This window comes from Roseomonas sp. KE2513 (assembly GCF_016107305.1).
Taxonomy (GTDB): domain Bacteria; phylum Pseudomonadota; class Alphaproteobacteria; order Acetobacterales; family Acetobacteraceae; genus Roseomonas.
The window spans coordinates 233,584-258,651 of the sequence record NZ_RCVR01000001.1 but is presented as its reverse complement, the minus strand read 5'-3'; the positions used below and the strand labels follow the sequence as shown (position 1 = coordinate 258,651).

Genomic DNA, 25,068 nt, shown 5'->3' with positions numbered 1-25,068 from the left:
GCACTTGCCGCCGGCTGAGCGGATGAACTCACGGGACGGCCGGGATGAGCGCGAGGCCGTGGCGCCGGCAGCTTCACCCGCCACCCTTTGAGCCTCGCGAGCCCGATGATTACATGGCGCCGCGCTCCGGCATCTCCGGGATCAGAAGCGATGCCCGGGTGCCGACAGCGTGGGGAAGGAACTGCCATGGCCGCCAGGAACACGGTCTGCCTCTGGTACGACAAGGACGCCGAAGCGGCCGCCCGCTTCTACGTCGAGACCTTTCCCGAGAGCACGATGGGAGCCGTCCACCGCGCGCCGGCCGATTACCCCTCTGGGAAGGCGGGCGACGTTCTGACGGTGGAGTTCACCGTGGCGGGCATTCCCTGCATCGGCCTGAACGGCGGGCCCATCTTCCGGCACAGCGAGGCTTTCTCCTTCCAGATCGCGACGGACGATCAGGCGGAAACCGATCGCCTCTGGAACGCCATCGTCGGCAACGGCGGGCAGGAAAGCGCCTGTGGCTGGTGCAAGGACCGCTGGGGCCTCTCGTGGCAGATCACGCCGCGCGCGCTCACCGCGGCGATCGCGGCCGGCGGCGAGGAGGCGAAGCGCGCCTTCGCGGCCATGATGACCATGCGCAAGATCGATATCGCTGCGATCGAGGCGGCCCGGCGCGGCTGACGACGCGCCGGGCACGGATCGCTACTCCGCCTGCACGCCCAGTTCGCGCAGGATGCGCCCGTAGCTCGCGAATTCCTCGCGCAGCATCGTGTTCAACTGCGCCCGCGGCACGAAGGAGGCTGGCGCGCGGGTGGTGGCCAGCACCTGCTTGACCACCGGCGTCTCAAGGCTCGCGCGGCAGGCGTCCTCCAGCCGGTCGAGCACCGGCGCCGGCGTGCCGCGCGGCGCGTAGATCCCGACCTGGCTGAGCTGCAGCGCGTCGATCCCCTGCTCCCGCGCGGTCGGCACGTCCGGGAAGTCCGGATGCCGGCGGTTTGAGAAGACCGCGATCAGCCGCATCCGCCCGGCCTGCACCATCTCCGCCGCCGAGGACACGACCGCCGCCGAGAAATCCAGCCGCCCGGCCAGCGTGTCGTTCAGATGCGCCGCCTCACCGCGATAGGGGATGTGGTTGAAATCCACTCCCGTCGCCTTCTGCACGCGCCAGACGCCGAGCTGCGGCAGCGAGTTCGGCCCCGGGCTGCCGAAGCTCATCGGCCGCCGCCGCCCCTCCGCCACGAGGTCGGGCAGGGTGCGGATCGGGCTCTCCGCGCGCACGACCACGCCGAGGATGTTCTCGTTCGTGCCGCAGACCGCCTCGAAGTTCTCGGGGTTGGTGCCGGCGTTCCGCACCATGTGCGGCTGCACGACGATCGCCGTCATCGGCGTCTGGCCGAGGGTGTAGCCATCCGGCGCGCTCGTCGCGACGGTTCGCATCCCCACCACGCCCGATCCGCCGTCGCGCGTGATGAGCACCAGCGGCTGGCCGAGCACCCGCTGGAAGTGCTCGCCCATCGCGCGGATCAGCACGTCCGCCGTGCCCGGCGAGTAGGGCATGATCATCGTGATCGGCTTGTCCGGGTATTCCGCCCGGGCGGGAAGGGCCGCCGCCAGCGCCAGCATGGCGCCCATCAACATCCGCCGCATGGCGCTAATCCTCCAGGATGGCCACGGCGCGGGTCCAGCCCGCCGAAGCCCGGTGGATCTTCACGGGGAAGCACGCCACGGTGAACCCGTCTGCCGGCAGGCTCTCGAGGTTGGAGAGCTTCTCCATGTGGCAGTAGCCGATCTCCCGCCCCGCCCGGTGCCCCTCCCAGATAAGGGAGGCATCGCCGGTCTCCGCCACGCGCCGCCGCGTGTGGGAAAAGGGCGCGTCCCAGGACCAGGCATCCGTGCCCACCACGCGCACGCCGCGCTCCAGCAGCCACATCGTCGCCGCCTTGCCCATGCCGCAGCCGGTGTCGATGTAGTCGTCCTCGCCGTAGCGGCTGGCCGCGCGTGTGTTCACCACCACGATCTCGAAGGGCTGGATCTCGTGCCTGATACGCTTGAGTTCCGCCTCAACCTCGTCCGGCTGCACCACGTGCCCGTCCGGCAGGTGCCGGAAGTCGAGCTTCACGCCGGGGTTGAAGCACCACTCCAGCGGCACCTCGTCGATCCGCATCGAGGGCCGCCCGCCCGGCACCAGCGCCTCGTCCATGCGCGAGAAGTAGTGGTAGGGCGCATCGAGATGCGTGCCGTTGTGGGTGGAGATGTTCACCTGCTCCACCGCCGCGTACTCGCCCTCCGGCAGCGCCTCCACGCCCACGCCCATGTACTCGGCCAGGCGCGGCGCGGTCATACGGTGGTCGTGGTACTCGATCTTCGGCAGCATCTGCGGCGGGTCGCTCGCGATGCCCGCCTTCAGCGTGGACGAGATGTCGATGATCCTGCGTGGCATGCCTTGCTCGCTTCCTCCGTGCGGTTCCAGCTTCGCCGGCTTTCCCCGCCTCGTCTAACCGTCGCCCTCGTGGTGGGTCCTACTCCGCCAGCCAGGCCGGCGCGGGCAGCACCGCGGCCCGGCACTCGCCGAAGCCGATCGACACCGCGCCCGGTGCGTGCGCCCGCCCGCGGAAGATCACCTCGTCCCCGTCTTCCAGGAAGCGCCGCGTCTCGCCGCCCGGCAGCTGAATCGGGCCGGAAAGGATGATCTCCGCCATGCAGGCCCGGCTCTCGTCCGTGGGGCCCGAGCAGGTGCCGCTGCCCAGCAGGTCGCCCGGCAGCAGGTTGCAGCCGTTGCTCGCGTGGTGCGTCACCATCTGCGCGGGCGTCCAGGCCATCCAGGCAAACTCCGTCGCCGTCAGCCGCGCCGGCGCCGCGCCGGCCGCGCGCATCTTAGGCGTCAGCAGCAGCACCTCCAGCGCGATCGACAGCCCGCCGCGCTCCCGGTTTCCCGGCGAATCGAGGTGGGGCGGGGGGGCCGGAACTCCCTCCACCCGCGCTGCCGCCGGCACCATGAAGGGGATCATCGCCTCCGCCGTCACGATCCAGGGGGAGACGGTGGTGCCGAGGCTCTTCGCCAGGAAGGGCCCGAGCGGCGGCATCTCCCAGCGCTGCATGTCGCGCGCCGACCAGTCGTTCAGCAGCCCATAGCCGAACAGCCGCTCCGGCGCGCGTGACATCGGCACGGGCGTGCCCAGCGCGTTCTCCCCCGCCAGCCAGATCGCCAGCTCCAGCTCGTAGTCCAGCGCCTCGGTCGGGCCGAAATGCATTCCCTCCTTGCGCCGCCACTGCCCGTTCGGACGCACCACGCCCTCGCCGCTCGGCCGCAAGGAACTAGCACGGGAGTGGTAGGCGATCGGCAGGCTGTCAAAGGCCGGCGGCAGCGGCGCCTCTGGGTCCTTCAGCGCCCCGAGCCGCGCCGAATGGTCTCGCGAGACCATGAAGTCCGTGAAGTTCGCAATCACGCTCGGCAGGTGCATCCGCGCCTCGGCCATCGGCACGAGGATCTCCGCCCCGCGCGAGGCCGCGCCGCTTCCCTCCGCCAGCAGGGCCGAGACTGCCGCCCGCAACTCGCGGGACGCAGCCCGCCCCATCGCCATCAGCCGGTTGAGCGTTGGCCCGGCCGCCGCCTCCGCCGCCTCGCCCGAGATCAGCCCGGCGTCCAGCGCCGCCCGCAGGTCCAGCACCTGGTCCCCGATCGCCACCCCGCCGCGCGGCGCATCGCCCCCACGGGAAAACACCCCCAGCGGCAGGTTCTGGATCGGGAACTCCGCCCCCGGCTCATTGGCGGAGATAACCCAGGAGCGGCGCTGCGGGTCGTGTGTCTTGTCGAGGACGTCCATGCCCCGACCATGCCGCGCTTGCCCGACGCTGACCAGAGAGAATATAAATTTCCTGCCGTGATCGAAATTCCGTCGCCTCCCGGTGCCACCCTCGCCGAAGCTGCCACCCGGCGGCTGCGCCAGGACATCCTCGGCGGAGGCCTTCCGCCCGCAAGCCGCCTTCGCCTGCGCGACCTCACCGCTCGCTACGGGCTCGGCGCCACCCCCCTGCGGGAGGCCCTGGCCCGCCTCGCTGCCGAAGGCTTCGTGCACCTGGAGGGCCAGAAGGGCTTCTCCGTCCCGCCCGTCACGCGCGCGCACCTGCTGGATGTCACCCGCTCCCGCCAGATCGTGGAGCCTCAGGCGCTGCGCCTCGCCATGGAAGCCGGCGGCCCCGCCTGGGAGGACGAGATCGTCGCCAGCCTCTCCCTCCTCCGCCACGAGATCGGCCGCCGCGATGCCGCGAGCGATGCCTGGGTGGATGCCTACGAAACCCGCCACCACCGCTTCCACCGCGCCCTCATCGCCGCCTGCCCGCTGCCCTCGCTGCTGCGTTTCTGCGACGACCTCTACCTCCAGAAGACCCGCTACCGCCGTCTGCTGGAGACGGCCCACCAGGACTGGGGGCGCGTGCTGGCAGTGCACGAGGCGCTGGCCGAGCGGATCCTCGCCCGCGACCCGGAGGCGCCCGCCCTTCTCGCCGCCCATATCGGCACCACCGCCGAGATCGTCCTCGCCCTCCTCGGCGAAGCACCACCTGACCGCTGAGGGCGGGGTGACACCGCGCTTCCGGCGTCCCATCTTCCGCCCCGACCTTCAGCCTGCCGAGAGGAGCCCCCGATGCTCGACACCGCCGCCAAGCTGGTCCTGAAGGACCCGGACCTCTTCCGCCAGACGAACCGCGTCGGCGACGCCTGGGTTAACGCCGCTTCCGGCAAGACGCTCACGGTCAAGAACCCCGCCACCGGCGAGGCCATCGGCACCGTCCCCTCCCTCTCGCGCGAGGAGGTCCGCGCCGCCATCGCCGCCGCCAAGGCCGCCCAGCCCGCCTGGCGCGCGATGCTCGCGAAGGAGCGCGCGGCCATCCTCCGCCGCCTCTTCAACCTCATGATGGAGAACGTGGACGACCTCGCGGCGATCATGACGGCCGAGCAGGGCAAGCCGCTGACCGAGAGCAAGGGCGAGATCGCCTACGCCGCCTCCTTCATCGAGTGGTTTGCCGAGGAAGGAAAGCGGATCTACGGCGACACCATTCCAACCTTCAAGCAGGGCAGCCGCATCCTCGTGATGAAGGAGCCGATCGGCGTCTTCGCGGCGATCACGCCCTGGAACTTCCCGGCCGCCATGATAACGCGCAAGGCCGGCCCTGGCTGGGCCGCGGGCTGCACCGGCGTCATCCGCCCGGCCTCGCAGACACCTTTCTCCGCCCTCGCCATCGCCGTCCTCGCGGAGCGCGCGGGCATGCCCGCCGGCGTCTGCAATGTCGTCACGGGTTCCGCGCGCGAGCAGGGCGAGGAACTCTCCACCAACCCCGATGTTGCCAAGCTCTCCTTCACCGGCAGCACCGAGGTCGGCCGCACGCTGCTCGCTCAATGCGCGGGCACCATCAAGAAGACCTCCATGGAGCTCGGCGGCAACGCCGCCTTCCTTGTCTTCGATGACGCAGACCTCGACGCCGCCGTCGCCGGCGCCATGGCTTCGAAGTTCCGCAACACCGGCCAGACCTGCGTCTGCGCCAACCGCATCTTCGTGCAGGAGGGTGTCTACGACGCCTTCGCCGAGAAGCTGAAGGCGGCCGTCGAGGGGCTCAAGGTCGGCAACGGCATGGAGGCGGGCGTCACGCAGGGCCCGCTGATCAACGCCGATGCCGTCACGAAGGTGGAGGAGCATATCCAGGACGCCACCTCCCAGGGCGCCAAGGTTCTCACCGGCGGCCACCGCCACAGCCTCGGCGGCAACTTCTTCGAGCCGACGATCCTCACCGATGTGCCGATCAGCGCGAAGGTCCTCAAGGAGGAAACCTTCGGCCCCATGGCCCCCCTCATCCGCTTCAAGGAGGAGGCGGAGGGCATCCGCATGGCCAACGATACCGAGTTCGGCCTCGCCGCCTATTTCTACGCCCGCGACGTCGGCCGCATCTTCCGCGTGGCCGAGGGGCTGGAGAGCGGCATCATCGGCATCAACGAGGGCATCATCTCCACCGAGGTCGCCCCCTTCGGCGGCGTGAAGGAGAGCGGCCTCGGCCGCGAGGGCAGCAAGTACGGCATCGAGGACTACCTCGAGATCAAGTACCTCCTGCTGGGCGGCCTCGGGGCCTGAGCGGCGGCGGGGGAGGGGAGGGCGCCTCCCTTCCTCCACTTCAAGGCCCGCGCTGCCCGTCCATCATGACGGGCACGCGGGACCGCCCCTCTCCGCGGCAACCCTTGCGCGATCCGGCGGAAGCCCCGACCTTTCCGGTCATGAGCGCCTCCCTGAGCCCCACCGCGGCCCCCTCCCACGGCCACGACTTCGACCTTTTCGTCATCGGCGGCGGCAGCGCGGGCGTCCGCACCGCGCGCATTGCCGCCGGCCACGGTGCGAAGGTCGGCATCGCCGAGGCCCGCTTCTGGGGCGGCACCTGCGTGAATGTCGGCTGCGTGCCGAAGAAGCTGATGGTGCAGGCCGCCGAATACGGCGCCTGGGCGCAGGACGGTGCTGCCTTCGGCTGGTCCTTCGGCGAGGCGAAGCACGACTGGCCCACGCTCGTCCGCGCCCGGGACATGGAGGTGGCGCGCCTCTCGGGCATCTACCGCCGCCTGCTGGAGGGTGTCGGCGCCGAGGTCTTCGAGTGCCACGCGCGCCTGACCGGCCCGCACGAGATCGAGGTCGGCGCCCGCAAGGTCACGGCGGAGCGCATCGTCATCGCGACCGGCGGTCACCCCGTGCGCGCGGACTTCCCGGGCGCCGAACACGCCTTCATCTCCGACGACCTCTTCACCCTGCAGGAGCGCCCGAAGCGCGTCCTCATGGTCGGCGGCGGCTATATCGGGCTTGAGTTCGCCTCCCTCCTCCACGGCCTTGGCTCGGAGGTGACGCTCGCCTATCGCCAGGCTCTCCCGCTTCGCGGCTTCGACGAGGAGATCCGCCAGGCCGCCGCCGAGGCCCTCACCGCCGACGGCATCACCATCCTCGCCGGCGAGAGTCCTGCCGAGATCACCCTCAACGGCGAAACCCGCGTCGTCCGCATGGCCAGCGGCCGCGTGGTGGAGGCCGATGCGGTCTTCCTCGCGCTCGGCCGCGTGCCCAACACGGGCGGCCTCGGGCTGGAGGCGGCCGGCGTCACCAGCCTCGACGGCCCGGTCATCCGCACCGACGAGAACCACGCGACCAACGTGCCCCATATCTACGCCATCGGCGACGTGGACGACCGCGTGAACCTCACGCCCATGGCGACCGCCGTCGGACACGCCCTCGCCGACACCCTGTTCGGCCCCAGGCCCCGCCGCGCCTCCTACGAGAACGTGCCCAAGGCCGTCTTCATCGCCCCCCCGATCGGCAGCGTTGGCCTGACGGAGGAGGAGGCCGCCCGCCGCGGCCCCGTCGAGATCTACACCTCCCGCTTCACCCCCATGCGCCACAGCATCACCCGCCGCGAGGGCCGGCGCGCGCTGATGAAGCTTGTGGTTGATGCCGAGAGCGGCGTCCTCCTCGGCGCCCACATGATCGGCGAGGACAGCCCGGAAATCATGCAGGGCATTGCGGTCGCCGTGGTGAACGGCCTGACCAAGGCGCAGCTCGACGCCACCATCGGCATCCACCCGACGGCGGCCGAGGAATTCGTCACCATGCGGGTTGCCACCCGCCACGTCGGCAAGGCCGCGAAGGCCGCCTGAAGTGCCGGCGCAGGGATGAAACCCGCGCCAAGCCTCACGGCCACCCCCCTCCCAGCACAAGCCCGCCGAGCGCCAGCACCAGCGCCGGCGGCATCACCACCAGCCCGAGCCGCAGGAAGGCCCAGGTCCCGAAATCCAGCCCCTCCCGCCGGATCGCGACCAGCCAGAGGATCGTCGCCAGCGATCCTGTGACGGACAGGTTCGGCCCGAGATCCACGCCGATCAGGATCGCGCCCGCCAGCACCGGGGCGGCCCCCGCCGCCTCCACCACCGCGCCCGAGAGCAGCCCCGCCGGCAGGTTGTTCAACAGGTTCGTCGCCACGCCCACCACGGCCCCGGCAGCCGCCGCGGTCTCCCCCGGCGTTCCCAGCCCCGCGCGCAGCAGCCCGGCCAACGCCTCCACCGCCCCTGTCGTGCCCAGCGCCTCCACCAGCACGAAGAGCCCGGCCACCAGCGGCAGCACCCCCCAGGACACCCCCGCCAGCACCCCCCAGGGCGACTGCCGCGTGATCCCCAGCACCAGCGCCGCCGTCGCCACGCCGCAGAGCAGCGTCGGCGGCCCCAGGTCGTACCCTCCGGCGGAGGACGCGAGCAGCACCACGGCCGTCACCAGGATGCCCAGCCCCGCCACCAGCCCGCCCCGCCGCAGCGGCACCGCCTCGACCCTCGCCGCGATCGGCGCCGCCAGCACGCGCCGCTGCGTCACCCAGAGCGCCGCAAGGGTCGCGCCCACCGCGAGAAGGGAGGGCAGCGCGAAACGCCGCAGCCACTCCCCCAGGGGCGGCAGGCCCTGCCCGAAGACCACGAGGTTCGCGGGGTTGGAAATCGGCAGGATGAAGGAGGCCGCATTGGCCACGAAGGCGCAGGCCAGCAGGTGCGGCATCGGCCGCGCGCCCGCCGCCCGCGCCGCGGCATAGACGGCGGGCGTCAGCACCACCGCCGTCGCGTCGTTGCTGAGGAAGGCGGTGACCACAACCCCCACGCCATACACCAGCGCCAGCAGCCGCGTTGCGGAGCCGCGCGCCGCCCGGACGGCGAAGCCCGCGAGCCAGTCAAACAGTCCCTCGCGCCGCGCGACATCCGCCAGCAGCATCATGCCGATGAGAAAGAGGTAGACATCCGTCCCGCGCAGCACGCCCCGCAGCACGGAGGGCCAGGGCAGCAGCCCCAGTACCCCCAGCAGCGCCGCGCCCAGCACCGCCCAGACCGCCTCCGGCCAGCGGAAGGGTCGCAGGATCACCCCCGCCGTCGCCAGCCCCGAGATCGCCCAGACCGCCGCCGTCGAACTCATCCTCCGGCCGCCGCCTGCATCGGTGCGGCGCAGCCGCCGGGCGGCAGGCCGGCGTGGGCGGCAGAGTCGCGGGTTTCGGGCATGAGGAAGAGGTAGCCTAGGAACCCCGCCGCCGCGATCCCGCCCAGCACGAGGAAAGCGGCCGAATACCCGGCCCCAACGATCACCGCCCCCGCCAAGCTGGCGCTCAGCGCCGCGCCCAGCCCCTGCGCCGTGGCGATCGCGCCCTGGCTGACGTTGAAGCGCCCCGTCCCCCGCGTCAGGTCCGCCACCACCACCGGGAACAGCGCGCCGAACACCCCCGCGCCCACGCCGTCCAGCAACTGCACGCCCATCAGCCACCAGGGATTGCTCGAGAGCGTGTAGAGCACCCCCCGCAGCGCCAGCACCCCGAACCCTGCGAGGAACAGCGGCTTGCGCCCCCAGGCATCCGCCTTCGCGCCCACCAGCATCGCCACCGGCACCATCACGCACTGCGCCGCGACGATGCAGCCAGCCACGAGCGAGGTCGCGTCCTCCTTCCCCACCACCTTCGTCAGCAACTGCCCGACCGAGGGCAGCATCGCCGCATTCGCCAGGTGGAAGGCCGCCATCAGCCCCGCGAAGACGACCAGCGGCCGGTTCCCCGCCAGTGCCCGCCAGCCCGAGGGCGCCTCCTCCGCCTCTCCCTCGCCGTGCTCCATCCCGCGCGCCAGCTCGTCATCGATCGCCCCCGCCGGCACCATCATCACGGCGATGATGCTCAGCACGGCCAGCGCCCCCATGATCCAGAACACCACCACCGGCCCGAATAAGAGCGCCGTTCCCGCCGCCAGCCCGGCCGAGACGGCGTTGCCCGCGTGGTTGAAGGCCTCGTTCCGACCGATCCGGCGGGAGAAGGCGCGGGGCCCGACCACGCCGAGCGTGATTGCCGCCAGCGCCGGCGGAAACACCGCCCCCGCGATCCCCGCGAGCGACTGCGTGGCCGCGACAGCATAGAAGCCGGAGATGAAGGGCAGCAGCAGACAGCTCGCCGTCACCGCCAGCGCCGCCGCGACCACGACGGCCCGCTTGTGCCGCGTGCGGTCGATCAGCGCCCCAGCCGGCGTTTGCGCGAGCAGCCCGGCGATGCCCGCGATGGTCATCACCAGCCCGATCGTCGCCTCGTTCCACCCCCCGTCGGGCCCTCGCACCGCCAGCAGGTAGATCGCGAGATAGGGCCCGAGCCCGTCCCGCACATCGGCCAGGGTGAAGTTCAGCCCATCGAGCGCGCACAGCGCGCGCGTGGGAACCGCGGCATCGTCAGGACGTGACATCGGGATGATCCGAAAGGGGCCAGCCGCGAACGCCAGGGAAGCAGGGACGGCTGCACCGTAACATTCCCTGTCCGGGTCTTCCCACCCCAGGCAGCGAGCTGCCGTACCCCCCAGCGAGGATCAACTCACCGCAACCCATGATGCGCTCGCGAATTCTCGCAGGGCCGAACATGACGGCACAGTAATCTGAAGAACTCCCGTCCCGACGGAACCGGGATCGCCCCAACCGCCGAAGGAGCCTCCATGGCCGAAACAAAGGCAGCCGAGCGCCGCATCCTCACCGAGGCGGAGTACGAGACGGTCGCCCAGACACGCCATCCCGCCCTGGCCACGACGCCGAGGGCGGAACTGCTCGTCCTTGCCCGTCGCCTGCGCGAACACCGAGACAAGGCCCGCGACATCACCCATCACCGCCGGCGCGAGAGCCGCGGCAAGGCGGAGCCGCGCGGTGCCGGTCTGGCTCCAAGCGAAACCGGCACCGCCCGGAAGAAGGGGGTCTTCTCCGCCGCGCTCCGCCGCCTGAACAGCCAGATCGCCCGCCTGGACGACGCCGAGCGTGCGCCCAGCCAGGGCGCGATCGCCCGCAAGGCCCTGGCGATGAAGCGCGCCAGCCAGCGGCGCCACCACCCCGCCCCCGGCCGCACCAGCGGCGAGGGCATGCGCGCCCTTCCGCACGAAGGTGTCCGCACGGAGGTCGATCCTCGCCAGGTCGGCAGCGTTTCGCAGATGGTGAAGGTCAATCAGGTCCGCCGCGACGCCTGACCTCCCAGCCGCGGCCGCCCGGCGCCACGGCGCGCTGGGCGGCCGCGCCACACACGTTAGTCTTGCCGAAAGGTCCCCCTGGGGGCCAGCACAGGAGCCCCAGGGATGACCGCCCCCTCGACCCCGCTCAGCCGCCGCATTCCCTCGGTGCTGCGCAACTTCCTCGACAACTCCGCCTCGGGTGGCCTCGTGCTGATGGCCTCGGCGGTGCTCGCGCTCATCATCGCGAACTCCCCCCTCTCCGGCGCCTACTTCGCCGCCCTCAAGTCCTATATCGGGCCGCTGAACCTTCTCCACTGGATCAACGACGGCCTCATGGCCGTTTTCTTTCTGCTCGTTGGCCTTGAGATCAAGCGCGAGGTCCTGGACGGCCAGCTCTCCACCTGGCCCCGCCGTATGCTCCCCGGCATCGCCGCCGCCGGGGGTATGGCCGTGCCCGCCCTCATCTTCGTCGCCTTCAACTGGAACGATCCGAACACGCTCCGGGGCTGGGCCATCCCGGCGGCCACCGACATCGCCTTCGCCCTGGGTGTGCTCGCGCTGCTCGGCTCGCGGGTGCCGACCTCGCTGAAGGTCTTCCTCACCGCGCTCGCCATCATCGATGACCTCGGCGCGGTTCTCATCATCGCGGTCTTCTACACCGGCGACATCTCCATGATGGACCTCGGCCTCGCGGGCGCGACCACTCTGGCGCTGGTCGCCCTTAACCGCATGGGGGTCCTCCGCCTCCTGCCCTACATGCTGCTCGGCGCCGCCCTCTGGTTCTTCGTGCTCCGCTCGGGGGTGCACGCGACCATCGCCGGCGTCGTCCTCGCCTTCACAATCCCGCTGCGCGCCGCCCCCGCCGCGCCGGACGACCGCAAGGCCTCGCCCCTGCACCGGCTGGAACACCGCCTGCACGGCTGGGTCGCGTTCCTCATCATTCCGATCTTCGGCTTCGCCAATGCCGGCGTCTCCTTCGCCGGCATCACCTCGGAGGCCCTCTTCGACCACCTCACCCTCGGCGTGGCCCTCGGGCTGCTCCTGGGTAAGCTCGTCGGTGTCTTCGGCAGCGCGGCCCTGACCATCCGCCTGCGCCTGGCCGACGTGCCCATGGGCGCGACCATGACCCAGCTCCTCGGCGTCTCCCTCCTCTGCGGCATCGGCTTCACCATGAGCCTCTTCATCGGAATGCTCGCCTTCGCCAACGACCCGGTGCTGCAGGACGAGGTGAAGATCGGCATCCTTGCCGGCTCGGTGCTGGCGGGCCTCACGGGCTGGGCCCTGCTCCGGGTGGCCCCGCGCGAGATCCCGGCGCCGGGTGAGGGGAGGCGGGCAAGGGTCAGCCCCTGACCAGGGGCGAAGCCGCAGGGGTGGGAGCGCGTTCCGGTGAACAACCCTTGCCCCGGCACCCTCCCTCGCTATGGTGCCCGACCGCCCCCCACTCCGGGCGCCGCCACACACGGAAACGTAGCGATATGCCCTCTTCCTCCTGGCACCCTGCCTCCTGGCGCGACATGCCCATCCGCCAGGTCCCGGACTATCCGGACGCCGCGCGCCTGCGCGCCATGGAGGAGAAGCTCGCCCGATTTCCCCCCCTCGTCTTCGCCGGAGAGGCCGAGCGCCTGAAGGCCCAGCTCGCCGAGGCGGGGGAGGGCCGCGCCTTCGTCCTCCAGGGTGGCGACTGCGCGGAATCCTTCGGCGACTTCCACGCCAACATCATCCGCGACACCTTCCGCGTGCTGCTCCAGATGGCCGTCGTCCTCACCTTCGGCGGCGGCCTGCCCGTGGTGAAGCTCGGCCGCATGGCCGGCCAGTTCGCCAAGCCCCGGTCGAGCGACAGCGAGACCCAGGGCGAGGCGACGCTCCCCTCCTACCGCGGCGACATCATCAACGGCGCCGAATTCACGGCCGAGGCCCGCACCCCCGACCCGGAGCGGATGCAGTTCGCCTACCTCCAGTCCGCCGCGACCCTGAACCTGTTGCGCGCCTTCGCAACGGGCGGCTTCGCCGACCTGCACGAGGTCCATCGCTGGAATCTCGGCTTCGTCGCCCGCTCCCCGCTGGCCGAACGCTACGCCGACATTGCCCAGCGCATCGACGAGACGCTGCGCTTCATGGCCGCCTGCGGCATGAACAGCCTCACCGCGCCGCAGATCCGCGAGACCGAGTTCTACACCTCGCACGAGGCGCTGCTGCTTCCCTTCGAGGAAGCGATGACGCGCGAGCCCTCCACCCATCCCGGCCGCCACTATGCCTGCTCCGCCCACTTCCTCTGGATCGGCGACCGCACCCGCCAGCCGGACGGCGCGCATGTGGAATTCCTCTCCGGCGTCGCGAACCCCATCGGCCTGAAGGTCGGTCCGACGACGGAGATCGACGACCTCCTCCGCCTCTGCGCCCGCCTGAACCCGGACAACACGCCCGGCCGCCTCACCCTCATCGCCCGGATGGGCGCGGCCAAGATCGAGGCGAAGCTCCCGCCGCTCATCCGCGCGATTCAGCGCGAAGGCGCGAAGGTCACCTGGCTGACCGACCCGATGCACGGCAACACCCATTCCGCCGGCAGCTACAAGACCCGCTCCTTCGACGCGATCCTGGGGGAGGTCCGCGGCTTCTTCGACATCCACCACGCCGAGCGCACCAACCCCGGCGGCGTGCATGTCGAGATGACCGGCCGCGACGTCACCGAATGCCTCGGCGGCGCGCACCGGCTGACGGAGGCCGACCTCTCCGCCAACTACGCCACCTTCTGCGACCCGCGCCTGAACGCCGAGCAGTCCCTCGAACTCGCCTTCCTCGTCGCGGAGGAGCTGAAGTCCCGCCGCGGCACCGACCTCCGCCTCCAGGCCGCGCAGTAGGGGCCCCGCACGATGGACAACCTTCCTCCTGCACCCGCGCTGGAAGCCGACATCGCCGCGCGCACGGATGTCTACTTCAAGCGCACGAAGGCCATCGTGCAGCGCTTCGGCGACGCGCGCGTCACCTACGCCATCTTTCTCCGCCGCCCCGTCGTCTCCGCGCCGCGCCTCATGCTCGACTGGCTGAACACGGTCGCGGCCGAGCGCGGCTCGGCGATCGAGGTGGAACTGATGCACAAGGAGGGCACCTGGGTCGGCGCGGGCGATCCCATCCTCTACGTCACCGGCTCCTTCGCGCACCTCACCGACCTCGAAACGCTTCTCCTGCAGAAGCTCGGCTCCGCCTGCGTGGCCGCGCACAACGCCTACCAGATGTGCCTTGAACTCCCGCACATCGCCTTCCTGGCGATGGAGGCCCGCCACTGCGCGGGCGCCGAGATGCAGGAGCTGATGGCCTATGCCGCCAGCGTCGGCGGCAACGCCGCGAAGGAGGAAGGCGCGCAGGGCTTCATCGGCAACGCCAACGACGCCACTGCCCACTACTACGGCGCGAACAAGGGCGGCGGCACCATGCCCCATGCCCTCATCGGATATGCCGGCAGCACGCTGCGCGCCGCCGAGATGTTCCACGAAACCTTTCCGGACGAGAACCTCACCGTTCTCACCGACTACTTCGGCCAGGAGGTGACCGACGGCTTGGCGGTCTGCCGCCGCTTCCCGGAGCTCGCCGCCGCCGGCCGCATGGCCGTGCGCCTCGATACCCATGGCGGCCGCTTCCTCGAAGGCCTCGACCCCGCCTCCTCCTACGCTGTCATCGAGCGTCACACCCCCGGGGCCATCCGCCGCTATCGCAGCGAGAGCGAGCTGCGCCACCTTGTCGGCACCGGCGTCTCCGCCGCCGCCATCTGGCGCATGCGGGACGCGCTGGATGAGGCCGGTTTCGACAAGGTCCGCATCGTCGCCTCCTCCGGCTTCGGCGTCTCCAAGTGCCGCGTCATGGCCGAGGCGCGTGCCCCGATCGACGTCATCGGCACCGGCAGCTTCATCCCGGATTCATGGGGCGAGACCTACGCCACCGCCGATATCGTTGCCTATGACGGCGTACCGCGCGTGAAGGTCGGCCGCGAGTTCCTGCTGCGCGGGAAGAGCTGACGGGGGAAGGGGCGCGGCGCCCCTAGCTCAGCGCGATCCGCTTCACCGGCCCCGCCCGCATCTCGCGCGCCGCCGCTTCCGCCAGAGGCTGCAGCCCGTAGACGAGGATGCCCTGCTGCATCCCCTCGGCCTTCACGTTGAACACGCCGTCCAGCGCGAAGCCCGCCCCCTCCGGCACGAAGCCGCCGTGCAGCACGATCTCGATCGCCTCCGGGCGTGTCAGCTGCACCATCAGCATGTCCCGATCCTGCTTCACGAAGAATTCCGGTCCCTCGGCTCTGGCCGCCATCACCCGCATCGACACCATCCGCCCGGCGTGCTGCGACACGAAGCGCCCGAAATCCCCCGCATTTCCCGGGGCGAGCGTCCCTTGCAGCTCCTCCAGCACCGCCGCCGGGCCCTGGGCCCGCGCGCCCTGCGCCAGGAGCAGCAGCCCTCCGAGCCCCAGCGCGCCCCGCCGCCCCGTCGAACCGTCCATGCCTCGGGTCTCCTCCGATGATCGTCCGTTCACCGGAACCAAACTCCCGAGGTCGGGGAAAGGCGGCAATCCCGCCCGGCGCGGTGCGCCGGGCGAGGGCGCCGCGGCGCTAGCGCTGCTGCGCCAGAGCCGGCGTCCCGCCCACGCGGTGCTCGCGCAGGCTGGCAGCGGCCAGCAACAGCGCCAGCACCGGCATCACGGCCGCGGCCAGGGGTACCGCCCAGAGGCCGGGCCCGTGGTCGATCACCCACCCGCCGACCGAGGCGCCGAGCGCGTTGCCGAGGTTGAACGCCGCGATGTTCAGGCTGGACGCCAGGCTCTGCCCCGCGCCCTCAGCCCGCTGCAGCACCCACATCTGCAGCGGCGCGACGGTGCCGAAGCCCGTGACGCCCAGCAGGAAGACGAAGGCCACCGCCGTCCAGCCATTGTGCTGCGCGACCGTCATCAGCCCGAGCACGAGCGCCAGCGCCAGCAGTGAGCCGAGCACGGCCCGCCCGAGGTTGCGGTCCGCGAGCCGGCCGCCCGCCAGGTTGCCCACGACCATCCCTGCACCGAAGACGAGCAGGATCGGCGACACCGCGGCCTCCGAGAACCCGGCCATCCGCGTCAGCGTCGGCGCGATGTAGGTGAAGACCGCGAAGACGCCGCCGAAGCCGAGCGTCGTCATCGCGAGCCCCAGCAGCACGGGCTTGCGCAGCATGGCGCGCATATCCGCCCGCCAGTCCGAGGCCTCCGGCGGCGCCGTGTCGCGGGGAACGAGGAAGGCAATCACCGCCAGCGCCACCACGCCGATCGCGGCCACCGCCCAGAAGGTCGCCCGCCACCCCTCGTGCTGGCCGAGCCAGGTGCCCAGCGGCACGCCGAGGATATTCGCGACCGTCAGCCCCGTGAACATCATGGCAATGGCCGAGGCACGGCGGTCCGGCGCCACCAGCGAGGTCGCGACTACCGAGCCGACGCCGAAAAAAGTGCCATGAGCAAAGGCCGTCACCACGCGCCCGGCCATCAGCAGCCCGTAGCTGGGCGCGAGGGCGCAGGCGAGATTGCCGACGGTGAAGATGACCATCAGCCCGAGCAGCGTGCCCTTCCGCGGCATCCGCGCCGTCGCGGCCGTGAGGATGGGCGCGCCGAGCACGACACCCAGCGCATAGCCGGAAATAAGCAATCCCGCCGAGGCGATGGAGACGCCGAGATCGGCGCTCACCTCCAGCAGCAGGCCCATGATGACGAATTCCGTGACGCCGATGCCGAAGGCACCGGCCGCCAGGGCATAGAGGGCGAGGGGCATGGGGAAAGGGCCTCCAAAGGGGCAGGGTTTCTGTCCCAGCCAAGATGGACAAGGCGCGGACCGTGACCTAGGGCCCTTCCCGGCACATCATCTGTGAACGTGGTTCAACATGGCCGAGACCTTCCGCCCCGGCTTGAACAGATCGGGCGAGATGGAAGTCCTCGTCCGCGTCGTGGAGCTCGGCGGCTTCTCCGCCGCCGCCCGCGCGGCGCGCATGACACCCTCCGCCGTCAGCAAGCTCATCGGGCGGCTGGAGGCGCGGCTGGGCGCCAGGCTCATCAACCGATCCACCCGCCGCCTGCAGCTCACCCCGGAGGGCGCCGCCTTCTACGAGCGCGCCGTGCGGATCCTGGCAGACCTGGAGGAGGCGGAACGCGCCGCGGCGGGTGGGGAACGGCCGGTCGGCCGCATCCGCCTCAGCATCAGCGTCTCCTTCGGCGTCCACCTGTTGGCCCCGCTCCTGCCAGAGTTCCTGGATCGCCATCCTGGCCTGACCCTCGACATCGTCCAGACCGACGCCGTGGTGGACCTGCTGGCGGAGCGGATCGACGTGGCCGTCCGCGCCGGGCCGCTTCGCAGCTCGAGCCTCGTCGCCCGCAAGCTCGGCGAGACCCGGCTGCACATCGTCGGCAGCCCCGCCTACCTCGCCCGGCACGGCGAGCCGCGCAGCCTGGCCGAGCTGGAGGGCCATAACCGCCTCCATTTCAGCTACGCACGCGCGGTCGAGGGCTGGCCGCTGCTCAGCGACGGCCAGCGCGTGCTGGTGCCGCCCGTCGGCGTGGTGCAGGCCAGCGACGGCGAGGCGCTGCGGCACCTGGCCCTCGCCGGCGTCGGCCTCGCGCGCTTGGCTGTCTTCACCACCCGCGCCGACGTCGAGGCCGGCCGGCTGCGCCCCGTGCTCGAACACCTGAACCCCGGCGAGATGGAGGAGGTCCACGCCGTTTGGGCCGGCGGCGGCGGGCCACTGCCGGCGCGCGTGCGGGCGCTGCTGGACTTCCTCTCGGAACGCGCGCGCGTCGGATGAGGGCCGGCGGCCCTACCGCATCGACACGCCCTTCTGCCCCGCCTCCATCCGCTGCCGGATCATCGCCTGCTCCTGCTTCGAGCCCTCGGCATCCGTGAAGAAGGTGAAGATCGCGAAGCGCTGCCCGCGCGTCACCGGCAGCGCCTCGTGCAGCATGTCGCAGCCGAAGATTGCGGCGCCCCCGGTCGGCGGCTCGTGCAGATCCGGCCCGAACTCCGGGAAGCGCAACTCCCCGCCCGCGTAATCCCCCGTGTTCAGGTTGAGGCTCATCGCGAAGCGCCGGTGCGCGGTAAACGGCGTGCGGTTGTCCCGGTGCGCCTCGAAGGCCCCCGCATCCGCCGCGTCGTAGCACCCGATCCGCGGCACCTCGTAGGAGGCCGGCACGAAGCGGAAGGCTCGCGCCATCTCCGGCAGCACGCGCCGCATCAGCCGCGACTGGAAGGTCTCGTAAAGCGCGCGGTCGTCCAGGAACACGTCGGCCCGCCGCTTGATCCGATGCGCCCCCGCGGCATCCGCGCCGCCCGCCACCCGGTCCCGCTGCTTCTCGCCCCGCTCCCAATGCGCCAGCAGCGCGGCCACCATCGCGGGCTCCAGCACATCGGGCACCAGCAGCACAGGCGCCCCCGTCCGCCGCACCGGCGGCGCGGGCGGGGAGGGGGGGAGGGCAGCCAGCGCCGCCCGCACCCCGGCCTCCACCGTCTCCGCCCGCCCGGCGAAGGCCAGCCGCCCGCGCGGAGAGACCAGCGCAACCCCGCCGCCCGCCAGCCCCAGCGCGCGGAACACGCCGCCCGCGGCATCGAACAGCCGTCCGGGAGGCACCGCCCCGTCCGGTGCCCGCGCTTCCACCAAGAAGAGGAGCGCCCCAGCCTCCCGCGCCAGCGCCTCCGCCCCCTCCAGTCCCTCCGCCGCAACGCCCAGCACCAGCAGGCGGGGCAGCCCGGCAATCGCTTGGCCCATGAGGTCGAAGGGCTGGCCCGCGGCATCGGGCAGCACGATCGGCGGCAGGTGGTCGCCGACCAGGAACACGGAACGGTCGCTCATCCCCGCTTTCTGCCGCCGCCCAGCCCGCCGCGCCAGCGCCTTTCCGCCCGCGCACATCCCTCCTAGCTTCCGCGGCCCATGACCACCCCCCTCCGCATCGCGCTCGCCCAGGTCAACCCGCGCCTGGGCGCGATCCAGGCCAACGCCGACCGGCTCCGCGCCCTGCGCGCCCGCGCCGCCGCCCTTGGCGCAGACCTGCTGGTGACGCCCGAGCTATCGCTTTCCGGCGCCGTGCCTGTCGCCCTCGCGGTCCATCCCGACGTCACCGCCATCCTCTCCGCCACCCTGGCCGACCTCGCCGCCGAGACCGCCGACGGCGGCCCCGCCCTCCTCATCGGCGCCCCCTGGCAGAACGGGGAGGCGCTGCACGAGGCGGTCTACCTTCTCGACGCCGGCACCCTCCGCAGCCGCGCCGCCCACGAGCCCCGACCCGGCTACGACCCAGGCCCCGTGCCCGGCCCCATCGCTTTCCGCAGCGCTCGCCTCGGCCTCATGCCCGCCCGCGACGGTCGCGGCCCCGCCGTCGCCGAAACCCTGGCCGAGACGGGGGCCGACCTGCTCATCGCACTCGACTCCCCTCCCCACGCCCCAGGAGGCGCGGAGCGCCGCCTCCAATCCGTCCTCGCCCGCGTGGTGGAGAACGACCTGCCCCTCATCCGCCTCGATCGCCTCGGCGCCGAGGATGAGGCGGCGCATGACGGCGGCGCCCTCGTCCTCAACGCCGACCGCTCGCCCGCTCTGACCCTCCCGCCCTTCGTGCAGGGCACGATCACGCTCACCGAATGGCATCACGACGGCGCTGTGTGGCGCTGCGCCCCGCATCCCGCGCCGGTCCCCATGCCAGAGCACGAGGCCAGCTGGCGCGCCCTCCTCCTCGCGCTCCGCGACCACGCAGAGCACTGGGGCGCCACCTCCTTCCTCCTGCCCCTCTCGGACGATCCGGACAGCGCCCTCGCGGCCACCCTCGCCCGCGACGCCTTCGGCCCCGCCTCTATCCGCGCCCTCCTGTCGGACGGGGAGGGGGAGGCCATGGCCCACGCCCTCGGCCTTGCCGCCGAGCGGATCGATCTCGCCGCCGCGCGCGCGGCCCTCGCCGCCATCCTTCCCGCCACGCCCGGCCTCGCCGCCCGGCTCCGATCAACCGCCCTCGACACCCTGGCTGAAGCGGGCGGCATGCCGATCCTCACCGGCACCCTCGACGCCAACACCGCAGAGGCCTTTGCCCCCCTGCGCCACCTCGCGCCCGAAACCCGTGCCGCCCTCGCCGCCTGGCGCGCCGCCCTCCGCCCCGGCGACCTGACCGGCGCCCCCTTTGAGGCCGAAATTCCCCCGTCCCCAGAGCCCGACACCGCCGAGCCCTCCCGCCGCCTCTGGCAAAGCCTCGCCCGCGAGGACTACAAGCGCCGCCGGGCCCCGCCCGGCGTGGCGCTCGCCCCGCCCGCCCGCCCCGAACCGCCCAACCTCCAGGGAGCCGCGACGCCATGAACACGTCCCCCCAGCCGGCCGCCCTCGGCCCCTTCGTCCGCATCAAGGACCTCTCCGGCGGCAACGGCGACGACCCCGTGGAGGAGATCCGCGGCTTCGCGACGGTCGCCGACGCCGCCACCTTCGCCCGCCGCTACGTCCGCGACAGCATCGAGCGCTGCCGCGCCCCCGGCATGGACGCCGAGGCCGTGCTCGCCGCCTGGTTCGCCTTCGGCGAGGACGCCGAGGCGCTCGACCCCAGCGGCGACCACTGGACCTCCGCGGCCGATATCCGCGGCTTCGCCGAGAAGCCCCCCCGCAAGAAGAGCGAGCGCGACTGGCGCGCCCTCGACCCCCGCCGCGACCGCGACGAAGAGGATGACGACGACATGCCTGGCGAGGAAAGCGCGTGAGGGTCCGCTTCGCCCCCAGCCCCACGGGCTGGCTTCATGTCGGCAACGCCCGCATCGCCCTCGCCAACTGGCTGGAAGCGAGGAAGCGCGGCGGCACCTTCATCCTCCGCCTCGACGACACCGATACGCAGCGCAGCAAGCCCGAGTTCGCCCAGGGCATCGAGGAGGACCTGCGCTGGCTCGGCCTCGACTGGGACGAGTTCTTCCGCCAGTCCGACCGCATCGAGCGCTACGTCGCCGCCGCCGAGGTGCTGAAGAAGAAGGGCCTCCTCTATCCCTGCCTGGAGACCGAGGAGGAGCTGAACTACAAGCGCGAGCAGCGCCGGAAGCAGGGCCGCGCGCCCATCTACGACCGCGGCGCCCTCAAGATGACCGCCGAGCAGCTCGCCCGCGCCATCGAGAACGGCAAGTCCCCCTACTGGCGCTTCAAGCTCAACACCCGCACCGTCACCTGGCAGGACGGCGTGCTCGGCGCGCGCAACGTGAAGCTGCCCAGCCTGTCGGACCCGGTGCTGATCCGTGCCGACGGAAGCTTCCTCTACACCTTCACCAGCGTGGTGGACGACCTGGAGACGGGCATCACCCACATCATCCGCGGCGAGGACCACGTCACCAACACGGGCATCCAGATCGACATCCTCGAAGGCCTGTCGGGCCGCCCCAACCGCCTCCACTTCGCGCACATGCCGCTGCTGACGGACGCCGAGGGCGGGCAGCTCTCCAAGCGCCTCGGCAGCGTCTCGCTGCGCCAGTTCCGGCGCGACGGCATCGAGCCCGCGGCGCTCACCGGCTACCTCGCCGCGCTGGGCACCTCGAACGACCCCGTGGCCGGCAGCCCGCGCAACCTTGTGGAGAGCTGGGACATCACGCGTGTTTCCCACTCTGCCGCGCGCTTCGATACGAAGCAGCTCCTCGCGCTCAACCGAAAGCACCTGCACGCGCTGCCGTTCGAGGCCGTGCGCGCGCACCTTCCCGAAGGCGCCGATGAGCCCTTCTGGCTTGCCATCCGTGGCAACCTCGACCTGCTGCCCGAGGCGCGCGACTGGCACGAGATCGCCCGCGGCGAGATCACCGTCCGCCCGCAGCCGGAGGAGCGCGCGTTGCTCGAAGCCGCCATCCAATCCCTGCCGCCCGAGCCCTGGGACGAGACGAGCTGGCCCACCTGGACCGCCGCCATCGGACAGGCCACGCAGAAGAAGGGCAAGGCGCTCTTCCTTCCGCTCCGCCGCGCCCTGACGGGCGAGGACCACGGCCCCGACCTCAAGACCTTCCTGCCGCTGATCGGCCGCGCCCGCGCGGCGTCGCGGCTGCAACGCGCGATCGGCTGACCATGCACCTCCAGTTCCACGATAGCGCCCGGCGCGAGAAGGTCGAGTTCCGCCCGATCGACCCGAACCACGTCCGCCTCTACGTCTGCGGCCCCACGGTTTACGACCTCGCCCATCTCGGGAACGCGCGCCCCGTCGTCGTCTTCGACGTGCTCGCCCGCCTCCTGCGCCGCGAGTTCCCGCGCCTCACCTATGTCCGCAACATCACGGACGTGGATGACAAGATCAACGCGCGCGCCCGCGAGTCCGGCGAGCCCATCGCCGCCATTACCGCCCGCACCGCCGCCGACTTCCATGCCGACATGCAGGCGCTGAACTGCGCGCCGCCCGACATCGAGCCGCGCGCCACTGGCAGCATCCCCGAGATGATCGCGCTCATCGAGCGCCTGATCGCCAACGGCAACGCCTACGCCGCCGAGGGCCACGTCCTCTTCTCCGTCGCCTCCTACCCCGACTACGGCCGCCTCTCCGGCCGCAGCCCGGACGAGATGCTCGCCGGCGCCCGCGTCGATGTCGCCCCCTACAAGCGCGACCCCGGCGACTTCGTCCTCTGGAAGCCGAGCGACGACGAGACGCCGGGCTGGGACAGCCCCTGGGGCCGCGGCCGTCCCGGCTGGCACATCGAGTGCTCCGCCATGGCCTGGAAGAACCTCGGCGAGGAATTCGACATCCACGGCGGCGGCGCCGACCTCCTCTTTCCGCACCACGAGAACGAGGTCGCGCAATCCTGCTGCGCCTTCCCCGGCACCCGCTTCGCGCATCTCTGGATGCATAACGGCATGCTGCTCGTGAACGGCGAGAAGATGTCGAAGTCCCTCGGCAACTTCCTCACCGTGCGCGACATCCTCCAGCGCGGTCCCTGGGCCGGCGAGGCCTTCCGCCTGCTGCTGCTGAAGACGCATTACCGCGCCGCCCTCGACTACACCGCCGAACGCCTCGACGAGGCGCGCGCCGAGCTCGACGACCACTACGCCCTCCTCGTCCGCGACCTTCCCGCGCCCGACGCCGACGACGCCACGGTCGCTGATATGGTCGCCTGGGCCCTCGAACCGCTGGCCGACGACCTCAACACCCCGCTCGCCGTCGCGCGCCTGCGCGACCTCCGCGCGCTGGAGAACGTCATGCAGGTCGGCGGCTCCATGACCGCCGTGCTCTCCCGCGCCGGCCGCGACTGGAAGCCTAAGCCCGGCCAGGCCGGCGCCGCGCTCCGCGAGGCCGCCTCCGCCCTCGGCCTCCTCCCCTCCGACCCCCAGGCCTGGAGAAAGGGCGGGGCAGGGGAGGGCGACGACACCGAGATCGAAGCGGCAATCAACGCCCGCCTCGCCGCCCGCGCCAACAAGGACTGGGCCGAGGCCGACCGCATCCGCGCCGACCTCGCCGCGCGCGGCATCGTGCTCGAGGACGGCAAGGGCACCACCACGTGGCGCCGCGCCTAGCAACTCCCGCCGACATCCCCTTCGTCATGGCCGTGGAGCGCATCCCCGGCCATGACGCCTACATCAACCTCTGGACGGAAGAGCAGCACGCCGCCGCCCTCGCCGGCCCGGACCACGCCTACCTCATCGCCACCGGCCCGGATGGCGAGCCCGCCGGCTTCGCCATCCTCTCCGACCTTCGCGACCCCCACGGCAACATCTGCCTCAAGCGCATCGCCATGGCCGCCCCCGGCCGCGGACTCGGCGCCGCCTTCCTCCGCGCCGTCACCGCCTGGACCTTCGGCAACACCGCCGCCCATCGGTTCTGGCTCTATGTCGTCGCCAGCAACGACCGCGCCCGCCACGTCTACCGCGCCCAGAACTTCGCGGAGGAAGGCATCCTGCGCGAAGCCCGGCTGGAGGCGGACGGCACGCGCACCGCGCTCATCCTTATGTCCCTCCTGCGCCGTGAATGGAGCCCCGAGACGAGTCGTTGACACGGCCGGGCCTGCCGTTGTCGGCTCGCCACAAGCGGCCGCCCCGGCCCGCGCAGGAGGCCGCAATGTCCGACCCCCGCACCATCCCCGCCCCCACCCGCCGGGGCCTCGCCACCCTGGCCACGGCGTTGGCCGCCAGCCTCGCTCGCCCCGCCCTCGCGGCCTTCCCCGACCGCCCCCTCCGCCTCCTCGTCGGCTTCGCCCCCGGCGGCACGGTGGACACCATGTCCCGAATCCTCGCCCAGGGCATGAGCGGCGTCCTCGGCCAGCAGGTGGTGGTCGAGAACCGCCCCGGTGCTGCCGCCAACATCGCCGCCGAAGCGGTCGCGAAAAGCGCCCCGGACGGCACCAACCTCCTCTACGGCGTCTTCTCCCACGCCGTCGCGCCCGCCCTGCTGCGCCTCACCTACGACCCGCTGACGGACCTCACCGGCGTCTCCCAGGTCGTGAAGGTGCCCGTCTTCCTCTTCGCCGCTCCCAACGCGCCCTTCAACACTGTCCAGGAACTCGTCGCCGCCGCGAGGGCCGCGCCCGGCACCATCACCTTCGCCTCCGGCGGCGTCGGTTCCTCCGCCCATCTCGCGCCCGAGCTGCTGGAGCGCCGCGCCGGCATCTCCCTCGTCCACGTTCCCTTCCGCGGCGGCGGCCCTGCGCTGCAAGCCCTTCTCGCCGGCGACGTGCAACTTCTCTGCGACACCCCGCAGACCTCCACCCGTGGCTTCCTGGAGGAGCGCAAGTTCAAGGCCCTCGCCGTCATGGCCGAGGCCCGGCTGCCGAGTTACCCCGAGATCCCCGCGGTCGGCGAGGCCGGGCTCGGCGCCGGCCTCGAGGTTCAGGCCTGGCAGGGTGTCCTCGTCCGCTCGGGAACGCCGCCTGACATCGTGGAGACCCTCCATCAGGCCATCCTCCGCGTCTTGGCCATGCCCGAGACGCAGGCGCGGATCGAAGCCCTGGCCGTGGAAGCCGCCCCCAGCGACCCCGCCGCCTTCACCGCCTTCTTCCGCGCCGAGGTCCGCCGCTGGACCGCTGTCGCGCGCGAGGCCGGCATTACCGCTCAGTAGCCCGGGCCAAGCCATGAAGGCTGCATCCGGTCGACAGGCCCCCGCCGCTGGAGCCGGTCTCC

Annotated in this window: 23 protein-coding genes; 15 read left to right on the top strand and 8 right to left on the bottom strand. The window is 71.8% G+C overall.

Annotated features, from left to right (window positions below; genetic code table 11):
- Nucleotides 1-186 precede the first annotated feature (186 nt).
- The gene (locus D9599_RS01285) at nt 187-663 is read left to right on the top strand and encodes a VOC family protein (RefSeq protein ID WP_198379386.1); all 477 of its coding nucleotides are present in this window, start codon (nt 187-189) and stop codon (nt 661-663) included.
- Between the two features lie 21 nt (nt 664-684).
- Here D9599_RS01285 and D9599_RS01280 read toward each other — a convergent pair whose 3' ends face one another.
- The 3 genes from D9599_RS01280 to fahA form a co-directional block, all read right to left on the bottom strand.
- A complete protein-coding gene (locus D9599_RS01280) occupies nt 685-1,629 on the bottom strand; it encodes a tripartite tricarboxylate transporter substrate binding protein (RefSeq protein WP_198379385.1) in 945 nt (314 codons plus the stop codon).
- A 4-nt stretch (nt 1,630-1,633) separates the two neighbouring features.
- Nucleotides 1,634-2,422 (bottom strand): cyclase family protein, encoded by a 789-nt coding sequence (locus tag D9599_RS01275; protein ID WP_198379384.1) that lies wholly within the window; start codon nt 2,420-2,422, stop codon nt 1,634-1,636.
- 79 nt (nt 2,423-2,501) lie between these two features.
- Entirely contained in the window at nt 2,502-3,806 is a 1,305-nt protein-coding gene (fahA, locus tag D9599_RS01270) for a fumarylacetoacetase (protein ID WP_198379383.1), read from the bottom strand.
- 57 nt (nt 3,807-3,863) lie between these two features.
- On the opposite strand from fahA, the gene D9599_RS01265 reads away from it, so the two are divergent.
- The 3 genes from D9599_RS01265 (at nt 3,864) to gorA (ending at nt 7,657) form a co-directional block, all read left to right on the top strand.
- Nucleotides 3,864-4,553 (top strand): GntR family transcriptional regulator, encoded by a 690-nt coding sequence (locus D9599_RS01265; protein ID WP_198379382.1) that lies wholly within the window; start codon nt 3,864-3,866, stop codon nt 4,551-4,553.
- A 72-nt stretch (nt 4,554-4,625) separates the two neighbouring features.
- On the top strand, nt 4,626-6,104 hold the full coding sequence (locus D9599_RS01260; protein ID WP_255531463.1) for an NAD-dependent succinate-semialdehyde dehydrogenase: 1,479 nt from the start codon (nt 4,626-4,628) through the stop codon (nt 6,102-6,104).
- 140 nt (nt 6,105-6,244) lie between these two features.
- Nucleotides 6,245-7,657 (top strand): glutathione-disulfide reductase, encoded by a 1,413-nt coding sequence (gene gorA / locus D9599_RS01255; RefSeq protein ID WP_198379381.1) that lies wholly within the window; start codon nt 6,245-6,247, stop codon nt 7,655-7,657.
- 34 nt (nt 7,658-7,691) lie between these two features.
- Here gorA and D9599_RS01250 read toward each other — a convergent pair whose 3' ends face one another.
- Together D9599_RS01250 and D9599_RS01245 are read right to left on the bottom strand one after the other, a co-directional pair.
- The gene (locus tag D9599_RS01250) at nt 7,692-8,948 is read right to left on the bottom strand and encodes an SLC13 family permease (RefSeq protein ID WP_198379380.1); all 1,257 of its coding nucleotides are present in this window, start codon (nt 8,946-8,948) and stop codon (nt 7,692-7,694) included.
- Entirely contained in the window at nt 8,945-10,243 is a 1,299-nt protein-coding gene (locus D9599_RS01245; protein ID WP_198379379.1) for an MFS transporter, read from the bottom strand. The genes D9599_RS01250 and D9599_RS01245 overlap by 4 nt, the downstream gene beginning before the upstream one ends.
- Before the next feature lie 243 nt (nt 10,244-10,486).
- On the opposite strand from D9599_RS01245, the gene D9599_RS01240 reads away from it, so the two are divergent.
- The 4 genes from D9599_RS01240 to D9599_RS01225 all read left to right on the top strand — a co-directional run bounded on the left by D9599_RS01240 (nt 10,487) and on the right by D9599_RS01225 (nt 14,997).
- Nucleotides 10,487-11,005, top strand: coding sequence for a hypothetical protein (locus tag D9599_RS01240; RefSeq protein WP_198379378.1), 519 nt, complete (start codon nt 10,487-10,489; stop codon nt 11,003-11,005).
- Between the two features lie 105 nt (nt 11,006-11,110).
- Nucleotides 11,111-12,337, top strand: a complete 1,227-nt coding sequence (nhaA, locus tag D9599_RS01235; protein ID WP_198379377.1) for a Na+/H+ antiporter NhaA — start codon at nt 11,111-11,113, stop codon at nt 12,335-12,337.
- Nucleotides 12,338-12,462: 125 nt separating this feature from the next.
- Complete coding sequence (locus D9599_RS01230; protein ID WP_198379376.1) at nt 12,463-13,845, top strand: class II 3-deoxy-7-phosphoheptulonate synthase; 1,383 nt, start codon at nt 12,463-12,465, stop codon at nt 13,843-13,845.
- A 12-nt stretch (nt 13,846-13,857) separates the two neighbouring features.
- The gene (locus tag D9599_RS01225; protein WP_198379375.1) at nt 13,858-14,997 is read left to right on the top strand and encodes a nicotinate phosphoribosyltransferase; all 1,140 of its coding nucleotides are present in this window, start codon (nt 13,858-13,860) and stop codon (nt 14,995-14,997) included.
- 22 nt (nt 14,998-15,019) lie between these two features.
- Here the strand turns inward: D9599_RS01225 and D9599_RS01220 are convergent, their stop codons facing one another.
- Nucleotides 15,020-15,475, bottom strand: a complete 456-nt coding sequence (locus tag D9599_RS01220) for a hypothetical protein (RefSeq protein ID WP_198379374.1) — start codon at nt 15,473-15,475, stop codon at nt 15,020-15,022.
- A 109-nt stretch (nt 15,476-15,584) separates the two neighbouring features.
- Nucleotides 15,585-16,763: an MFS transporter gene (locus D9599_RS01215; protein WP_198379373.1), complete on the bottom strand. Its 1,179-nt coding sequence runs from the start codon at nt 16,761-16,763 to the stop codon at nt 15,585-15,587.
- Nucleotides 16,764-16,872: 109 nt separating this feature from the next.
- On the opposite strand from D9599_RS01215, the gene D9599_RS01210 reads away from it, so the two are divergent.
- The gene (locus D9599_RS01210; RefSeq protein ID WP_198379372.1) at nt 16,873-17,787 is read left to right on the top strand and encodes a LysR family transcriptional regulator; all 915 of its coding nucleotides are present in this window, start codon (nt 16,873-16,875) and stop codon (nt 17,785-17,787) included.
- Between the two features lie 12 nt (nt 17,788-17,799).
- Here D9599_RS01210 and D9599_RS01205 read toward each other — a convergent pair whose 3' ends face one another.
- A complete protein-coding gene (locus D9599_RS01205) occupies nt 17,800-18,828 on the bottom strand; it encodes a 2OG-Fe(II) oxygenase family protein (RefSeq protein WP_198379371.1) in 1,029 nt (342 codons plus the stop codon).
- 78 nt (nt 18,829-18,906) lie between these two features.
- Between D9599_RS01205 and D9599_RS31880 the strand changes: the two genes are divergently transcribed.
- The 6 genes from D9599_RS31880 to D9599_RS01175 all read left to right on the top strand — a co-directional run bounded on the left by D9599_RS31880 (nt 18,907) and on the right by D9599_RS01175 (nt 25,006).
- A complete protein-coding gene (locus D9599_RS31880) occupies nt 18,907-20,313 on the top strand; it encodes a nitrilase-related carbon-nitrogen hydrolase (RefSeq protein ID WP_198379370.1) in 1,407 nt (468 codons plus the stop codon).
- Nucleotides 20,310-20,705 (top strand): hypothetical protein, encoded by a 396-nt coding sequence (locus D9599_RS01195; protein WP_198379369.1) that lies wholly within the window; start codon nt 20,310-20,312, stop codon nt 20,703-20,705. The genes D9599_RS31880 and D9599_RS01195 overlap by 4 nt, the downstream gene beginning before the upstream one ends.
- Nucleotides 20,702-22,033 carry a glutamate--tRNA ligase gene (gene gltX, locus D9599_RS01190; RefSeq protein ID WP_198379368.1) on the top strand — a complete coding sequence of 444 codons (1,332 nt, stop codon included), beginning with the start codon at nt 20,702-20,704 and terminating at the stop codon, nt 22,031-22,033. Before D9599_RS01195 ends, gltX begins: the two co-directional genes overlap by 4 nt.
- A gap of 2 nt (nt 22,034-22,035) precedes the next feature.
- Complete coding sequence (gene cysS / locus D9599_RS01185; protein ID WP_198379367.1) at nt 22,036-23,469, top strand: cysteine--tRNA ligase; 1,434 nt, start codon at nt 22,036-22,038, stop codon at nt 23,467-23,469.
- The gene (locus D9599_RS01180) at nt 23,454-23,945 is read left to right on the top strand and encodes a GNAT family N-acetyltransferase (protein WP_198379366.1); all 492 of its coding nucleotides are present in this window, start codon (nt 23,454-23,456) and stop codon (nt 23,943-23,945) included. Before cysS ends, D9599_RS01180 begins: the two co-directional genes overlap by 16 nt.
- Before the next feature lie 65 nt (nt 23,946-24,010).
- Nucleotides 24,011-25,006, top strand: coding sequence for a tripartite tricarboxylate transporter substrate-binding protein (locus D9599_RS01175; RefSeq protein ID WP_198379365.1), 996 nt, complete (start codon nt 24,011-24,013; stop codon nt 25,004-25,006).
- Nucleotides 25,007-25,068: the final 62 nt, after the last annotated feature.

What these genes read in the sequence shown, in the direction of transcription:
- D9599_RS31880 (WP_198379370.1), top strand. Translation starts at nt 18,907, where the DNA reads ATGACCACCCCCCTCCGCATCGCGCTCGCCCAGGTCAACCCGCGCCTG.
- fahA (WP_198379383.1), bottom strand. Translation starts at nt 3,806, where the DNA reads ATGGACGTCCTCGACAAGACACACGACCCGCAGCGCCGCTCCTGGGTT.
- D9599_RS01245 (WP_198379379.1), bottom strand. Translation starts at nt 10,243, where the DNA reads ATGTCACGTCCTGACGATGCCGCGGTTCCCACGCGCGCGCTGTGCGCG.
- D9599_RS01285 (WP_198379386.1), top strand. Translation starts at nt 187, where the DNA reads ATGGCCGCCAGGAACACGGTCTGCCTCTGGTACGACAAGGACGCCGAA.
- D9599_RS01195 (WP_198379369.1), top strand. Translation starts at nt 20,310, where the DNA reads ATGAACACGTCCCCCCAGCCGGCCGCCCTCGGCCCCTTCGTCCGCATC.
- D9599_RS01220 (WP_198379374.1), bottom strand. Translation starts at nt 15,475, where the DNA reads ATGGACGGTTCGACGGGGCGGCGGGGCGCGCTGGGGCTCGGAGGGCTG.
- D9599_RS01215 (WP_198379373.1), bottom strand. Translation starts at nt 16,763, where the DNA reads ATGCCCCTCGCCCTCTATGCCCTGGCGGCCGGTGCCTTCGGCATCGGC.
- D9599_RS01210 (WP_198379372.1), top strand. Translation starts at nt 16,873, where the DNA reads ATGGCCGAGACCTTCCGCCCCGGCTTGAACAGATCGGGCGAGATGGAA.
- D9599_RS01260 (WP_255531463.1), top strand. Translation starts at nt 4,626, where the DNA reads ATGCTCGACACCGCCGCCAAGCTGGTCCTGAAGGACCCGGACCTCTTC.
- D9599_RS01230 (WP_198379376.1), top strand. Translation starts at nt 12,463, where the DNA reads ATGCCCTCTTCCTCCTGGCACCCTGCCTCCTGGCGCGACATGCCCATC.
- D9599_RS01205 (WP_198379371.1), bottom strand. Translation starts at nt 18,828, where the DNA reads ATGAGCGACCGTTCCGTGTTCCTGGTCGGCGACCACCTGCCGCCGATC.
- D9599_RS01280 (WP_198379385.1), bottom strand. Translation starts at nt 1,629, where the DNA reads ATGCGGCGGATGTTGATGGGCGCCATGCTGGCGCTGGCGGCGGCCCTT.
- D9599_RS01175 (WP_198379365.1), top strand. Translation starts at nt 24,011, where the DNA reads ATGTCCGACCCCCGCACCATCCCCGCCCCCACCCGCCGGGGCCTCGCC.
- D9599_RS01250 (WP_198379380.1), bottom strand. Translation starts at nt 8,948, where the DNA reads ATGAGTTCGACGGCGGCGGTCTGGGCGATCTCGGGGCTGGCGACGGCG.
- cysS (WP_198379367.1), top strand. Translation starts at nt 22,036, where the DNA reads ATGCACCTCCAGTTCCACGATAGCGCCCGGCGCGAGAAGGTCGAGTTC.
- D9599_RS01240 (WP_198379378.1), top strand. Translation starts at nt 10,487, where the DNA reads ATGGCCGAAACAAAGGCAGCCGAGCGCCGCATCCTCACCGAGGCGGAG.
- D9599_RS01275 (WP_198379384.1), bottom strand. Translation starts at nt 2,422, where the DNA reads ATGCCACGCAGGATCATCGACATCTCGTCCACGCTGAAGGCGGGCATC.
- D9599_RS01225 (WP_198379375.1), top strand. Translation starts at nt 13,858, where the DNA reads ATGGACAACCTTCCTCCTGCACCCGCGCTGGAAGCCGACATCGCCGCG.
- gorA (WP_198379381.1), top strand. Translation starts at nt 6,245, where the DNA reads ATGAGCGCCTCCCTGAGCCCCACCGCGGCCCCCTCCCACGGCCACGAC.
- nhaA (WP_198379377.1), top strand. Translation starts at nt 11,111, where the DNA reads ATGACCGCCCCCTCGACCCCGCTCAGCCGCCGCATTCCCTCGGTGCTG.